Genomic DNA, 14,544 nt, shown 5'->3' on the forward strand with positions numbered 1-14,544 from the left:
TTCGTCCAGCCCCGCTAGTCGATAATCGCGGCTTCTTTCCGCTCGGTGACCGGCCGGGCAAGTTCCTGCTCGTCGCAGATGCGCTGCAACTTCTCGAGCGTCTCGTCCAGGCCGGCGCCGATCGTGGGGCCGGGAGTGAACGTCGCCGGCAGCTTACGCATCCCCTGAATCACGCCGATGCTTTCGTAGTGCACGGCGCCCTCGGGGTCGCAGCGGTAGTCGGGCATCCGGGCCAACACCGCGGTCAGCATGGACTTGAATACCGTGCGTGCCACGTTGGAGCCGACACAGCGGTGCACGCCGATGCCAAAACTGAAGTGCCGGTTTCCTTTACGGTCGAGTACCACCTTGTCCGGGTCGGCGAAGACCGACGGGTCGCGATTGGCCATGGCCCACGAAATCCACAACCGTTCACCTTCTTTGAACTGGATGCCGTCGAGCTCGACATCGTCGGAGAAGGTCCGGCCGTCACCCGGTGCGGGGGTGAAATAACGCAGGAACTCCTCGGTCGCGGGGTCCAGCAGGGTATCGAGGTTGGCGCGTAGCCGCTCCCGCTCGTCGGGGTGCTCCGACAACCATTCCAGCGAGTGCGCGGTCAATGCGGTCGTGGTGTCAAAGCCGCCACCGATGACGAGGCCGAGGTTGCCGAGGATTTCCAGGTCGGGGGCGGGCTCGCCGTCAATCCGCATCTGCAGCAGGCCGTTGACGATCCCGGGTCGCGGGTTCTGGCGGATCTCAAGCATGTTGTTGACCATGTCGAGGCCCATCTCTCGGTGCATCGCGGTCACCCGCTCGATATCGGGCGAGTGCTCCGGGGTGTACACCGCCGCGTGCACCGGCTCGCTGTAGAGCTGCCACTTCTTCAGCGGGATGCCCAGCATGGCCAACGTGAGCACAGCGGGCACGATGTTGGCGAGGTCGTCGACGAAGTCGATGCTGCCCTCTTCGATCTTCTCGTTCAGGCAGGCGCGGGTCACGTCGTGAATAAACGGCTCCCAGCGCTTGACCGCGGCTGGCGACAGGTACGGATTGAGCACGGTGCGATAGATGCGGTGTTCCGGCTCATCCATTTCCAGGATGCCGCCGCGCACCGCGCTGACGCGGCTGGCGGTCGGGATCGAAATCCCTTTGTAGCCTCGGCGTTCGTTGTTGATGTCGTGGTCGTTGGAGACTGCCGGGCAACGGGCGAGCTCGAACACCTCGTGGCTACCCGCCGCGACCCAGTGCCCGCCGTAGGTTTCGGTCCACGCCATCGGACACTTAGCGTGCATCTCCTCGGTGATCTGCTTGAACTGCGAGCGGTACTGCGGGGCATGACGGTCGAAGTGGTATTGGTGCTTCTTGCGTTCGTCGTCGCTCACGACATCGTCGACGCTCAAGGTGCTGTCTCCCTTTAAGATTCGTCCGTGATCATGATTGCTTGTTCCGGGCACGAGTGCGCGGCCTCGCGAACCTGGTCTTCCTGATCGGCAGGCACGACCTCGCTGACCGCCGACGAACTGCCATCCATGTCGCTGAGCTCGAACGAATCCGGAGCAATCATGGCGCACAGGGTGTGGCCCTGGCAGCGTTGGGAATCAACCCGGACCTTCACGGTGTCCTCCTCGTGGGGCTGCTGTATGGCTGGTCGATGTCGGGTTTCTCGGCTCAGGTGTTTCGGCCGCCGTTGACGCCCAGCAACTGCCCGGTGATGTAGCCGGCTTCCTCGGAGACCAAAAATGCGCACGCCGCTGCGATGTCTTCCGGCTTGCCCATCCGCCGGACCGGCGTCCGGGCGATGGTCTCCTCGATGTTGCCGAGGAACCCGTTCTGTTCGGCGGCACGCAACATCGGAGTGTCGATGAAGCCGGGCGGGATCGCGTTGACGGTGATACCGCTGGGCCCGTATTCGAGCGCCAGGGATTTCGTCAGCCCGTTGACCGCGGATTTCGCGGCCACGTAATGACTCATATAGGGGGCGCCCGAATGCGTACTCGATGACGAGATATTGACGATGCGGCCCCATCCCGCTTCGACCATGTCCGGCAGCACCGCCTGGATGGTGTGAAACACTCCGTGCAGATTGACGTCGATCACGCGCTGCCAGTCTTCGAACGTGAGGTTGCTGAAACGTTTGAACCCATCCAGCCCGGCGGCGTTGACCAGGATCGCGACCGGCCCCAACCGCGCACGGATCCCGGACAGCGCGGCATCGACCTGAGCGCGATCGGTGACGTCGGCGGTGAAAGACAGATCGTCGTCCGCTGGTTTGAGATCGATGGTCGCGACGTCGAGGCCGTCGGCGCGCAGCCGTCGCGTGACCGCCAGGCCGATCCCGGATCCGCCGCCCGTGACGACCGCCGCCGTCACGACAAAACCTCTGAGGCAAGCGCGACCGTCTCACTCACAAAGAATCTCCTTCGCAATTATGAGAACCTTACTCTCACACTGAAGTGACGTGCAACATCCGCGCGAAACACCCATTAGCCTGCGCGGAGGGGTATCGCGCTGCCCGGTATCGGTATTTGCAGTGCTGGTCAGAGCCCTTGTCCCATTCCTATGACTTTCTTGAATTCTCGAGACCCGACTGTAAGATTCGCCGGGGACGAGAATGAAATTTTCGTGTCTGCCACCACACGAGGAGTCGAATGCCAGCTCAGGTCACACTGTCGGAAGTCGGGGAGGGCTCAGGCGTGGGGGTCGGCTGCCGATTGGTGATCGATGGCCGCCAGGTCGGCACTGACAAACCATTCCCCGATGCCGTTCCCGCGCTGGGAGGCAACGAGTGAGGCCGTTGGAAGGCATCCGGGTCCTCGAGGTCGCCATGTATGGGTTCGTTCCATCGGCGGGTGCGGTGCTGGCCGAATGGGGCGCCGACGTGGTCAAGGTTGAGCACGCGGTGACGGGCGATCCGCAGCGGGGCCTTCGGCAGACGGGCATGTTGCGCGTCGAAGGCGAGCCGAATCCCAACATTGAGCACGCCAATCGCGGCAAACGCAGCGTCGGGCTGGACATGTCGGTTCCCGAGGGCAAGGAAGTGCTCTACGAGCTGGCCCGCCGCTCGGACGTGTTCTTGACCAGCTTCCTGCCGGGCGCCCGGCAGAAGTTCGGCATCGACGTCGACGACATACGGTCCGTGAACCCGTCGATCATTTACGCGCGCGGCAGCGCGTTGGGGCCACGCGGCGAAGAGGCCACCAAGGGCGGCTACGACATGACGGCTTTCTGGTGCCGGGCCGGAACGGCCGCCACAATCACGCCGATGGGGATGCCCGGCATGATCGGGCCGCCAGGACCGGCCTACGGCGACACCATTTCTGGGACCAACCTCGCCGGCGGCATCGCCGCCGCGTTGCTTAAGCGCGAACGCACCGGCGAACCGTCGGTCGTCGACGTGTCGTTGCTGGGCAGCGGACTGTGGTCGATGGGCCACACCGTCGCATTGACCAAGCACCTGAACCAGCGACTGGAAGCGCTGCCACCCGGCGTGCACGGCGCACCCAACAACCCGTTGGTGGGGTTGTACACCACCTCGGACGGTCGCTACATCTCCTTCGTGATGATGCAGCCGACGAAGTTCTGGGCCGACGTTTGCCGGCACGTCGACCTACCCGAACTGGCTGAGGATCCCCGGTTCGCCACCATCGAGCAGATCACTGCCAATACGCCTGAAGCCGTCGAGATCTTGACCAAGGCAATCGCAACCCGCACGCTGGCCGAGTGGAGCGAACGCTTTGCCACGCTGGCCGGCCCGTGGGCCCCGGTACAGGACACGTTGCAGGCCGCCGATGACGCGCAGATTCGGGCCAACGAATACATGGTCCGGGCAGGCGAACTCGAGCTGGTCGCCAATCCGGTCCAGTTCGATGTCACCGCACCGCAAACCGGGCCGGCACCTGGATTTGCCGAGCAAACCGACGAAATCCTGCAGGAATTGGGATTCGACTGGGATCGCATCATCGAACTGAAGACGGTTGGCGCCGTCACCTAAAACCAGCAGTTAGAACCGGAGCAGCCCTGGATGTTTCAACCCGCCAATAAAAGTGACGCGCCCTGCCCGCGCGGGGCGGTCAGAGGTTGTGCAATAACGATTCTGCGTTTTTTGCTCCACCTGGAATCGGCATGAGTCATAATCGCCGGACGCTTCGAGGCGGCACGCTCTTCGTCTTGATGGGTCAACTCACGCGACTGAATGGAGGCCCGGCGTGAGGAAAGGCAGCATTGCCACGCCGGCGATAGCCGTCGAATTGCCGCTGGCCGCTGCACATTTCGTCGTCGGTAACAACCGCCCGGGCTCGTTGGTTGAACCGAACTTACCGCAGTCGTTGCGCAACAACAAGACTGTCAGTCTCGTAACGTTCGAAGGGGCGGACATCAGTGGCAACTAAGGGCGCGGACCATTGGTCGGCGGGATTGCCGCAGCTGAAGCTCAAGTGGGATTTGTCGGGCCCCATGCAGGCGGTCGGGGCCTTGTTCGCAATGTCAGCCGACGCGGTCAAGTTTGCGTTCCGCCGGCCGTTCCAATGGCGGGAGTTCTTAGAGCAGTCCTGGTTTGTCGCGAGGGTGTCACTGGCCCCCACCTTGCTGGTAGCGATCCCGTTTACGGTGCTCGTCAGCTTCACGCTCAACATCTTGTTGCGTGAACTCGGTGCGGCCGATCTGTCCGGCGCGGGTGCCGCGTTCGGCGCGGTGACCCAGCTCGGCCCGCTGGTGACGGTTTTGATCGTCGCCGGCGCGGGTGCCACAGCAATGTGTGCCGACCTCGGATCGCGAACGATCCGCGAAGAGATCGACGCGATGGAAGTGCTGGGCATCAACCCGATCCAACGGTTGGTCACGCCGCGCATGCTCGCCTCCGGACTGGTGGCCTTTTTGCTCAACAGCCTGGTGGTCATCATCGGCGTTCTCGGCGGTTACGTTTTCTCGGTCTTCGTCCAAGACGTCAATCCGGGGGCGTTCGCCGCCGGGATCACCTTGCTCACCGGAGTGCCCGAGGTCGTCATTTCCTGCATCAAGGCGGCCTTGTTCGGCCTCATCGCCGGCTTGGTTGCCTGCTATCGGGGCCTGTCGATCACCGGCGGGGGCGCAAAGGCCGTTGGCAACGCGGTGAACGAAACCGTGGTCTATGCCTTCATGTCCCTATTCGTCGTCAACGTGGTGGTCACCGCGATCGGCATCAAGATGACGGTGAAGTAGGGGCTGGGGGAATGGCGCTGAGGGCCGTGTATCCGCGACTAAGCCGTCAACTCGAGAGGCCGGTCGCCTCGCTGGGTCGGATCGGCGACCACACCCTGTTCTACGGTAAAGCGCTCGCCGGTGTGCCCTTCGCGGCGACCCGCTATCGACACGAAGTCATTCGACTGATCGCCGAGATCAGCATGGGCGCAGGCACGTTGGCCATGATCGGCGGAACCGTCGTGATCGTCGGTTTCCTGACGCTGGCCGCGGGCGGCACACTGGCCATCCAGGGTTATACCTCGCTGGGCAATATCGGCATCGAGGCGCTGACGGGCTTTTTGGCCGCGTTCATCAATGTGCGCATCGCGGCACCGGTTGTCGCCGGGATCGGTCTGGCCGCCACGTTCGGTGCCGGCGTCACAGCGCAGCTGGGCGCAATGCGGATCAATGAAGAAGTCGATGCGCTGGAAGCCATGGCCATTCGGCCGGTGTCGTACCTGGTGAGCACACGCATCCTGGCCGGAATGCTGGCTATCACGCCGCTGTACAGCATCGCCGTGATCCTGTCGTTCTTGGCCAGTCAGTTCACCACGACGTTCTTGCTCGGCCAGTCGCAGGGCTTGTATCAGCACTACTTCAACACATTCCTGAACCCGATCGACTTGTTGTGGTCGTTCCTGCAGGCGATTTTGATGGCGCTGACCATCCTGCTGATACACACCTACTACGGCTATTTCGCGTCGGGCGGGCCGGCCGGCGTCGGCAACGCGACGGGTAACGCGGTGCGCACCTCCCTCATCGTCGTGGTCTCGGTAACGCTGCTGGTCTCGCTGTCTATTTACGGTACGAACGGCAACTTCAACCTGTCCGGTTAGCGAAGGAGGTGCACAGGTAATGACGCAGAATGAGCCAGCGGGTCGCGGCGCCGTCGCCGGCCGACCCTCGGCTGCCGGCCATGCTCGGCTGCCGCGCGGCCGAAACTACCTGCCGCCCCTGCTCGGACTGATCACCGTTCTCAGCATCTGTGCGATATTCGCGTTCGCGGTCGGCCTGTTCCGGGGCTCCTTCACCGAATCCGTACCGGTGACCGTTATCTCGCAACGAGCCGGCCTGGTGATGAACCCGGATGCCAAAGTGAAAATGCGGGGCGTGCAGGTGGGCAAGGTGGACTCCATCGAGCCGCTGCCCAATGGCCAAGCGGCCATCCATTTGGCGATGGACCCGGGGCAGTTGCGCTACATTCCCAGCAACGTGCTCGTCGACATCGCGTCGTCGACGGTTTTCGGCGCGAAATCCGTGCTGCTGGTGGAACCTGACCAACCCGCCGCGCAGCGGCTGCACGGCGGCCAGACGTTGCAGGGAAAGCACGTCATGGTCGAAATCAATACCGTGTTCCAGCAATTGGTTTCCGTGCTGTCCCATATCGACCCGCCCAAACTCAACGAGTCTCTTGGCGCGCTGGCACAAGCCTTCAGTGGGCGCGGCGCGAAACTCGGTCAATCCCTGAACGACTTGGATTCGTTCCTGGCCAAGCTGGAGCCGAGCCTTCCCGCGTTCCGCCATGACCTCGAGGTCTTGCCGGTGGTGTCGAACGCCTATGCCGACGCCGCATCGGATCTGGTGAAGACCGCCTCCAACGCGACCCGAATCAGCAAGTCGATTGTCGATGAGCAGAACAACCTGGACGCATTGCTGATCAGCGCGATCGGCTTGGCCGATATCGGCAACGACGTGTTGTCGGTCAACCGTCAACCGCTGACCGATGTGATGCATCTGCTGGTGCCCACAACGGACCTGACCAATGAGTACAACCCCGCGCTGACCTGTAGTTTCGGCGGCCTCGTACAGATCGGGCATGGCGCGCCGCTGTCGGAGCCGAGCATCAACATCTCGGCGAGCCTGACCTTGGGCGCCGAACGCTACCGGTATCCGACAAACCTGCCCAAGGTTGCGGCGACGGGTGGCCCCCGGTGCGTGGGTCTTCCGAAGCTGCCGTTCAACACCAACCCGCCGCAGCTGATCACCGATATCGGTGCCAACCCGGTGGTGTATGGAAACCAACAGACGTTGCTCAACTCCGACCTCCTCAAGCAGCTGTTGTACGGGCCTATCGCCGGCCCGCCGCGCAACTCGGCTCAGATCGGACAACCCGGATGAGGACGCGCGCAACGCTAATCAAGTTCGCGGCCTTCGCGGTCGTGATGGCGATCCTGACCTCCTTTCTGTTCTTCATCTTCGGCCAGTACCGAACCGGTGCGACGAACGGATATTCGGCGGTGTTCAGCGACGTATCGCGGCTCAAGCCGGGACAGTCGGTCCGGGTTGCCGGGATTCGGGTCGGCACGGTCGACAGCGTTTCGCTGCGGCCGGACAAGAAGGTTGTGGTGAAGTTCGACGCCGACCGCAGCATCGTCCTCACCGAGGGCAGCAGGGCGGCGGTCCGTTACCTGAACTTGGTGGGCGATCGCTACCTCGAGCTCATCGATGGTCCCGGCTCCAGCAAGCGTCTTCCGGCCGGCGGTGAGATTCCGGTCAACCGCACCGCGCCGGCGCTTGACCTCGATCTGCTGCTCGGTGGCTTGAAACCCGTTACCCAGGGCCTGAATGCGCGCGACGTCAACGCGTTGACTGCGGGCTTGTTGCAGGTGTTCCAAGGCCAGGGCGGGACGCTCGAGTCACTGTTCGCCAAGACGACGTCGTTTTCGAATGCGTTGGCCGACAACGACCAAACCGTGCAGCAACTGATCGACAACCTCAACACCGTGATCGGCACCGTTTCGAAGGACGGCAAGCAGTTCTCCGCCGCGATCGATCGCCTCGAGCAGCTCGTCACGGGGCTGTCGAACGACCGGGACACCATCGGCTCGGCGATCGACGCCCTGGACCGGGGCACCGCCTCGCTGGCGGATCTGTTGTCCAGCGCGCGGCCGCCGCTGTCGGGCACCATCGCGCAGCTGAATCGGCTGGCGCCGATCATCGATAACGACAAGGACCGCCTCGAAGCCGCAATTGAGAAGGCGCCCCAGAACTATCGCAAGCTGGTCCGGCTCGGCGTGGCCGGCGCGACCATCCCTTACTACCTCTGCCAGTTGGAACTCCGCGGCACCGATCTTCAGGGCCGGACCGTGCACGCCAACGTGTTCAGGTCAGAAGCGGGAAGGTGCACTGAACCCTAATGCTCAAGTATCGCGGAGGTGGGCGAGTAAAGGCCGGGTTCATCGGCATCGTCTTGGCGGTCATGGTCATCCTGGTGGGCCTGTCGCCCGACCGGTTCGTCGCGTGGGCCACGATGGTCCGCTACCAGGCGCTGTTTTCCGAAGCCGGCGGCATTGCGGCGGGCAATCCCGTCATCGTGTCGGGAATGAAGGTCGGCACGGTGTCGGACGTGTCGCTGTCCCACGGCGACGCACTCGTGACGTTCACGACGAAGGGCAACGTCCTGCTCGGATCGGAGACCACCGCCCACATCCGCACCGGCTCGCTGCTGGGTGAGCGGATGCTGACGTTGGAGTCCGCCGGCGGCGGCACGATGCATCCGATGAGTCTCATCCCGGTCTCACGCACGTCCTCGCCGTACTCGCTGACCGAAGCGGTTAGCGACTTGACCTCGGACACGGCCGGAACCAATACCGAAGCGCTGAATCAGTCGTTGGATACGTTATCTGCGACGCTCGACCAGCTGGCGCCCCAAATGGGGCCGGCCTTCGACGCGCTCACTCGGTTGTCACGCACCCTCAACAGTCGTAACAAGAACCTGGCCGACCTGTTCAAGAGTGCCGGCAATGTCACCGGTGTACTTTCCGAACGCAGCCAGCAGATCAACAAGCTCATCCTCAACTCCGACTCGCTGCTTCAAGTTTTGGTGACGCGCCGCCAAGAGATCGTGGACTTGCTCGCCAACACGTCGGCGGTGGCCAAGCAGCTGACGGCGTTGGTGCACGACAACGAAAGCACATTGGCGCCGACGCTGGAGAGGCTCAATTCGGTGACCGCGATGTTGGAGAAGCAACGCGACAACATCGGCAAATCATTGGAAGGTCTCAAGAAATTCGAGATCACGGTCGGTGAGGGTATCTCCAGCATGTACGCCTACTCGGCGTTCGTCCCGAACTTCCTTGCCCCACAGATCTTCCAACCCTTCTTCGACTACCTGTGGGGATTCCGCACCTTCGATACTTCTCGCGGTCCCGGCTTCCCGTCGCCGGTGCCTCGGTCACTGGTTCCGTTCCCCTACAACGCTATTCCGACGTGCCCGGGCTGCACGCTGGGCGGCCGGATTGGGGGATCACAATGACGTTGCGGACGTCGCGCACAAGGATGGCCACCATAACGGCGGTTGTGCTGGTCGGGCTGATCATTGCCGGCGCTGCCGTGCTCGTTCGCAATACCTTCTTCGCTGCCCGCACGATTACGGCCTATTTCACCACCGCCACCGCGATCTATCCCAGCGACGAAGTGCGGGTATCGGGTGTCAAAGTCGGCAATATCGAATCCATTCAACCGCAGGGCACCCAGACGAAGATGACCCTCAAGGTCGATCGCGACGTGCCCATTCCGGCGGACGCGAAGGCGGTCATCGTTGCGCCGAATCTGGTGGCCTCGCGCTACGTCCAGCTCTCACCGGCGTATCGCGACAAGGGACCTGTCATGCGCGACGGGGCAGTCATTCCCGTCGAGCGGACTGCGGTCCCGGTCGAATGGGATGAGGTCAAAACCCAATTGATGCGGCTGGCAACGGATTTGGGGCCTAAGAGCGGGGTATCGGGTACGTCCGTAGGCCGGTTCATCGACAGCGCCGCCAATGCTCTCGACGGCAACGGTGACAAGTTGCGCCAAACGCTCGCACAGTTGTCTGGGGTGGGACGGATCCTTGCCAACGGTAGCGGCAACATCGTCGACATCATCAAAAACCTGCAGGTATTCGTGGCCGCCCTGCGCGACAGCAACGTCCAGATTGTGCAGTTCAACAATCGACTGGCCACACTCACCAGCGTGGTCAACGACAGCAAATCCGAGCTGGACGCGGCGCTGACAGACCTGTCGACGGCGGTCGGCGAGGTGCAGCGGTTCATCGCCGGCACCCGCGACCAGACCAGCGAGCAGATCGCCAGGTTGGCCAACGTCACCCAGAATCTGGTCGATCACCACATGGCCGTGGAGAACATTTTGCACGGCGCGCCGAACGCCCTGGGCAACTTCTTCAACGACTACAACGCCGATACCGGAACCATCGTGGGTGGGTTCGGGCTGATGAACTTCGCGAATCCCACCTGGGGCGGCCAAGTTCTGCTGTCCTTGCCCGGCTGCACGCAAATCGGTGCCATCGAGAACGTCACCGCGGTCGAATCAGGCAAACTGTGCTCGCTGTTCATCGGTCCGGGACTGCGGCTGCTCAACTTCAACAACTCGCCGATACCCATCAACTTCATCCTGCAGAAGTCGGTCGACCCGTCCAAGGTTCTCTATACCGAGCCGCGCCTGGCGCCGGGCGGCGAGGGTCCGAAACCCGGACCGCCCGAGATCCCGCCCGCGGTGTCGGCCTACACCGGCCTGCCGGGTGATCCCGTCGGACCGCCGGGGGCGGTGCCGCCGGCGCGCATCCCGGGCGCGGCGATGCCGCTGCCGCCTCCGCCGTCGACACCCATGCCGCCGCCACCACCACCGGCTTCGAATTTGTCGGACATGCTGCTGCCGGGAGAAGGGCCACAACAATGATCGCCCGGGGCAAGGTGCGGCTTCCCGGGTTCGCCCGGCGGGTGTTCGTGGTCGGCTGTTGCGTGGTGTTCAGCGCGACCGGATGCGCATTCCATGGCCTGAACTCACTGCCACTGCCCGGCGCGGTCGGACGTGGGCCGGGAGCCAACATCTACCACGTCGAGTTGCCGAATGTCGGGACGATGGAGTCGAATTCGCCGGTAATGATCGACGATGTCGTCGTCGGCAGTGTCGGCGAGATGAGGGTGCGAGGCTGGCACGCCGATGTCGAGATCTCGGTGAAGCGAGACGTCGTCGTTCCGGCCAACGTGGTCGCCAGCGTCGGTCAGACCAGCCTGCTGGGCTCGATGCATGTCGAGCTCAATACACCGCCCGGCCAGGGGGGCAGTGGACGGCTCCAGCCCGGTGCCACCATCCCGCTGAGCCGGTCGACGGCCTACCCGTCGACGGAGCAGACCCTGTCTTCGCTGGGCGCGGTCGTCAATGGCGGGGGACTGGGACAGATCGGGGAGGTCGTTCACAATTTCTCGACCGCCTTATCCGGAAACGGGCCTGCCTTCCGTGATCTGCTCACTCGCCTCGACACATTCGTGACAACCCTCGACGACCAACGGGGCAACATCGTCGACTCGATCCAGGCGCTGAACCGGCTTTCGGCCACGTTCGCCGAACAGCGCGACGTCATCAGCAATGCGCTGCAGAAAATACCTCCGGCGCTCGACGTGCTAATCAAGGAACGACCGCGGCTCACATCAGCGCTGGACCACCTGCGCACGTTCAGCAATACCGCCACCCGGTTGGTCAACGACGCGCAGGACGACCTGGTCAAGAACCTCAAGAACCTGGAGCCGACGATCAAGGCGCTGGCCGACGTCGGACCGGAGTTCGGTGTGGCGATCGCTGCGGGATTCGTGTTCCCGTTCACCCAGAACTTCGTCGACCGAGCGGTCCGGGGCGACTACTTCAACCTGCACGTCGACCTCGACCTGTCCATTCCGCGGCTCAAGCGCGGACTGCTGCTGGGAACCCATTGGGGGCAGCTGGATGAGCCCGAGCCGCCGCTGCCCGGGGAGCCGTATCGGATGAACTACACACTCGACCCGTTGCACAACCCGCTGCGGCCGCCGTGGGTCGACCCCAATGCGCTGCCGCTGCCGCCTCCGCCTCCGGACGCGATACCTGGACCACAGTCGGCCTACGGGCCTCGGCCCGGACCGGCGCCGATTCCCGACGCGAGTCTTGGCCAAACACCGCCTGCGGCAACGGCACCGACGGGAGATGGCGGATAAATGCTGACGCGCTTCGTTCGGATCCAGCTGGCGATCTTCACGCTCGTCGGGATCATCGGCGTGATCTCGATGGTGCTCTTCTACATCCAGGCGCCGACCCTGCTGGGCATCGGCCGGATGACGGTGACGCTGGAGCTGCCGGCCACCGGCGGGCTGTACCAGTTTTCCAATGTGACCTACCGTGGGGTTCAGCTCGGCAAGGTCACATCGGTGGGCTTGACCCCGACCGGCGCAAAAGCGACGCTGTCCCTTGACACTTCACCCAAGGTTCCCGCGAACTTGACAGCGCACGTGCTCAGTGTCTCGGCGGTGGGCGAGCAGTATGTGGACCTGCGGCCCAACACCGATTCGCCGCCGTATCTGCATGACGGCTCGGTAATCACGATGCGCAACACCACGATTCCGCAGCCGGTCGCACCGATGCTGGAGCAGCTCAACGCGTTGGTCGGCAGCATCCCAAAGGCCAAACTCGGCCAAATGCTCGACGAGACCTTCCAGGCCTTCAACGGATCCGGCTACGACCTGGGGTCATTGCTGGATTCCGCGGAGACACTGTCTCGGGACGCCAACGGCGTCGTGGATCGCACCACAGCGCTGACCGAAGACACCGGCCCGCTGTTGGATACCCAAGCACGCACCACCGATTCGATCAGGACCTGGGCGCGTAGTTTCGCCGGAATCTCGGATGTGTTGGTGGACAACGATTCCCACTTCCGCACCGTGCTGGAAAAGGGGCCCGGGGCTGCCGACGAGGCGTCGGCGCTTCTTGAGCAGATCAAGCCGACGTTGCCGGTGTTGCTGGCCAACCTGACCACCATCGGGCAGATCGGCGTCACTTATCACCCCTCCATCGAGCAGCTGCTGGTGTTGCTGCCGTCGGCCGTTGCCATCGAGCAGGCTGCCCAGGGGGAAAACCACCCCGACGGTAAAGCGATGGGTGACTTCGCGCTCACGATCGACGATCCGCCCATCTGCACCGTCGGCTTCATGCCACCCAACACCTGGCGATCACCGGATGACCTCAGCGACATCGACACGCCGGACGGCTTGTACTGCAAGCTCCCGCAGGATTCACCGCTGGCGGTTCGAGGTGCCCGCAACTACCCCTGCATGGGTCACCCGGGTAAGCGAGCGCCGACCGTGGAAATCTGCAACAGCGACAAGCCATTCATGCCGCTGGCGATGCGCCAGCACACTCTCGGCCCCTACCCGTTGGATCCCAACCTGCTCGCGCAGGGGGTCCCGCCCGACGACCGGGTCACCTCCGACAACAGAATATTTGCGCCGATCGAGGGAACGCCGCTGCCGCCGGGAGCAGTGCCGCGCGGCACACCGGCCGGCCCGCGGGGAGAAAATCCACCGCAGAGCGCGGTGGGAGCGGCCGTGCCGCCAGCGCAGTCGCCGGGGCCCGCGCCGGCGCCCATATCGCCTATGTCGGCGGACATCCCGGCTTTCGCGCCGCTGGACGTCGCCGGCCCCGGCGAACTTCCCGCGCCACCGCCACCGCCACCGCTCCCGGCACCGCCCGCGCCGGCACCGCTGGATCAGGCCGACGGTAGCCAGCCGCAGGCCGCGCCGAGTTCATTCGGCGCCAACGGATCCAAGCCAGCGCCGTCAGTCGTAGTGGCGAAGTACGATCCGCGCACCGGTCGATATGTCGGACCGGACGGAAAGTTGTATCAGCAGTCGGATTTGGTGACAGCGAAAGCACCCAAGACATGGCAGGACATGCTTCCGACGTGACGGCGGTGTGAGACGACGGGCTCCCGGGCGCGAAGGGACGAACGTCGGGTCAGGAAAGCTGGTCCAAGCGCAACGGCATGGTGATATCCAGCCATTGGTTTTGCCCACAGGCACCGCTCGGCCCCACCGTCTTGTCCTTACCGGACAAGACCCTTGACCCGAGTTGATACCCACCATTGTCGTTGACCGGGAAGAAAAAGAACGTCTGTTGCCCAGGGAACGAGGTACCGTCTTCGCATCGCTCCCAATTCGGCACCTCGCGTCTGACCTTCCACATTTCGCCGTCATTCATATAGAGAGGCGCTGTCCAACCTTGATCGCTGTGCACCGTACCGTGGCATTCCTGGAACGTGACACACGTCGAGGTTATGGTCCAAACTTGGTACACCGTCGGCTCACCGAAAAATTGATCATTTCGCTGCGCGTAATCACCGATGGACGTCGCGCGGAACGTCCCGTTAAGGGCGACTTCTTCCTTGGTGGTTGCCAGGGCGGCGGGTGCGGCGCCCAAACCGCCGAATACGGTGGCCGCCAGCATAGTTGCGGTGGTAAGTGTTTCAACTGGACGCATCAGGTGCTCCTCGAAGCGCATTCTCGAGCGATGACGTTACACCGTTTCGGCCAGGCAGGTAACGGTTAG

13 protein-coding genes are annotated in these 14,544 nt (G+C 63.4%); 9 read left to right on the forward strand and 4 right to left on the reverse strand.

What is annotated here, in order from left to right; translation table 11 throughout:
• Window positions 1–14: 14 nt before the first annotated feature.
• Genes G6N33_RS16050 through G6N33_RS16060 form a run of 3 tightly spaced genes read right to left on the reverse strand, consistent with a single transcriptional unit; the run spans window position 15 to window position 2,349 of the window.
• On the reverse strand, window positions 15–1,379 hold the full coding sequence (locus G6N33_RS16050) for a cytochrome P450 (RefSeq protein ID WP_044508370.1): 1,365 nt from the start codon (window positions 1,377–1,379) through the stop codon (window positions 15–17).
• Window positions 1,380–1,393: 14 nt separating this feature from the next.
• On the reverse strand, window positions 1,394–1,594 hold the full coding sequence (locus G6N33_RS16055) for a ferredoxin (RefSeq protein ID WP_044508369.1): 201 nt from the start codon (window positions 1,592–1,594) through the stop codon (window positions 1,394–1,396).
• A gap of 53 nt (window positions 1,595–1,647) precedes the next feature.
• The gene (locus G6N33_RS16060) at window positions 1,648–2,349 is read right to left on the reverse strand and encodes an SDR family NAD(P)-dependent oxidoreductase (protein WP_044508368.1); all 702 of its coding nucleotides are present in this window, start codon (window positions 2,347–2,349) and stop codon (window positions 1,648–1,650) included.
• 415 nt (window positions 2,350–2,764) lie between these two features.
• Here G6N33_RS16060 and G6N33_RS16065 point away from each other — a divergent pair, with 415 nt between their 5' ends.
• The 9 genes from G6N33_RS16065 (at window position 2,765) to G6N33_RS16105 (ending at window position 13,904) form a co-directional block, all read left to right on the forward strand.
• Entirely contained in the window at window positions 2,765–3,970 is a 1,206-nt protein-coding gene (locus G6N33_RS16065) for a CaiB/BaiF CoA transferase family protein (RefSeq protein ID WP_044508367.1), read from the forward strand.
• A gap of 386 nt (window positions 3,971–4,356) precedes the next feature.
• A complete protein-coding gene (locus G6N33_RS16070; RefSeq protein ID WP_044508365.1) occupies window positions 4,357–5,175 on the forward strand; it encodes an MlaE family ABC transporter permease in 819 nt (272 codons plus the stop codon).
• Between the two features lie 11 nt (window positions 5,176–5,186).
• Entirely contained in the window at window positions 5,187–6,032 is an 846-nt protein-coding gene (locus tag G6N33_RS16075) for an ABC transporter permease (RefSeq protein WP_044508364.1), read from the forward strand.
• Between the two features lie 19 nt (window positions 6,033–6,051).
• Window positions 6,052–7,314: an MCE family protein gene (locus G6N33_RS16080; RefSeq protein ID WP_044508363.1), complete on the forward strand. Its 1,263-nt coding sequence runs from the start codon at window positions 6,052–6,054 to the stop codon at window positions 7,312–7,314.
• The gene (locus G6N33_RS16085; RefSeq protein WP_044508362.1) at window positions 7,311–8,333 is read left to right on the forward strand and encodes an MCE family protein; all 1,023 of its coding nucleotides are present in this window, start codon (window positions 7,311–7,313) and stop codon (window positions 8,331–8,333) included. Before G6N33_RS16080 ends, G6N33_RS16085 begins: the two co-directional genes overlap by 4 nt.
• Entirely contained in the window at window positions 8,333–9,451 is a 1,119-nt protein-coding gene (locus G6N33_RS16090) for an MCE family protein (protein ID WP_044508361.1), read from the forward strand. The genes G6N33_RS16085 and G6N33_RS16090 overlap by 1 nt, the downstream gene beginning before the upstream one ends.
• Window positions 9,448–10,872 carry an MCE family protein gene (locus G6N33_RS16095; RefSeq protein WP_081662081.1) on the forward strand — a complete coding sequence of 475 codons (1,425 nt, stop codon included), beginning with the start codon at window positions 9,448–9,450 and terminating at the stop codon, window positions 10,870–10,872. Before G6N33_RS16090 ends, G6N33_RS16095 begins: the two co-directional genes overlap by 4 nt.
• Window positions 10,869–12,161 (forward strand): MCE family protein, encoded by a 1,293-nt coding sequence (locus tag G6N33_RS16100; protein WP_044508359.1) that lies wholly within the window; start codon window positions 10,869–10,871, stop codon window positions 12,159–12,161. The genes G6N33_RS16095 and G6N33_RS16100 overlap by 4 nt, the downstream gene beginning before the upstream one ends.
• The gene (locus G6N33_RS16105) at window positions 12,162–13,904 is read left to right on the forward strand and encodes an MCE family protein (protein ID WP_044508358.1); all 1,743 of its coding nucleotides are present in this window, start codon (window positions 12,162–12,164) and stop codon (window positions 13,902–13,904) included.
• Window positions 13,905–13,953: 49 nt separating this feature from the next.
• Here G6N33_RS16105 and G6N33_RS16110 read toward each other — a convergent pair whose 3' ends face one another.
• Complete coding sequence (locus tag G6N33_RS16110) at window positions 13,954–14,475, reverse strand: Rv2253/PknI dimerization domain-containing protein (RefSeq protein WP_044512397.1); 522 nt, start codon at window positions 14,473–14,475, stop codon at window positions 13,954–13,956.
• Window positions 14,476–14,544: the final 69 nt, after the last annotated feature.

The organism is Mycobacterium simiae, assembly GCF_010727605.1.
Taxonomy (GTDB): Bacteria; Actinomycetota; Actinomycetes; order Mycobacteriales; family Mycobacteriaceae; genus Mycobacterium; species Mycobacterium simiae.

Excerpts from the sequence above, each read along its gene's own strand:
- G6N33_RS16085 (WP_044508362.1), top strand. The coding sequence starts at position 7,311 with ATGAGGACGCGCGCAACGCTAATCAAGTTCGCGGCCTTCGCGGTCGTG.
- G6N33_RS16110 (WP_044512397.1), bottom strand. The coding sequence starts at position 14,475 with ATGCGTCCAGTTGAAACACTTACCACCGCAACTATGCTGGCGGCCACC.
- G6N33_RS16095 (WP_081662081.1), top strand. The coding sequence starts at position 9,448 with ATGACGTTGCGGACGTCGCGCACAAGGATGGCCACCATAACGGCGGTT.
- G6N33_RS16080 (WP_044508363.1), top strand. The coding sequence starts at position 6,052 with ATGACGCAGAATGAGCCAGCGGGTCGCGGCGCCGTCGCCGGCCGACCC.
- G6N33_RS16090 (WP_044508361.1), top strand. The coding sequence starts at position 8,333 with ATGCTCAAGTATCGCGGAGGTGGGCGAGTAAAGGCCGGGTTCATCGGC.
- G6N33_RS16100 (WP_044508359.1), top strand. The coding sequence starts at position 10,869 with ATGATCGCCCGGGGCAAGGTGCGGCTTCCCGGGTTCGCCCGGCGGGTG.
- G6N33_RS16075 (WP_044508364.1), top strand. The coding sequence starts at position 5,187 with ATGGCGCTGAGGGCCGTGTATCCGCGACTAAGCCGTCAACTCGAGAGG.
- G6N33_RS16105 (WP_044508358.1), top strand. The coding sequence starts at position 12,162 with ATGCTGACGCGCTTCGTTCGGATCCAGCTGGCGATCTTCACGCTCGTC.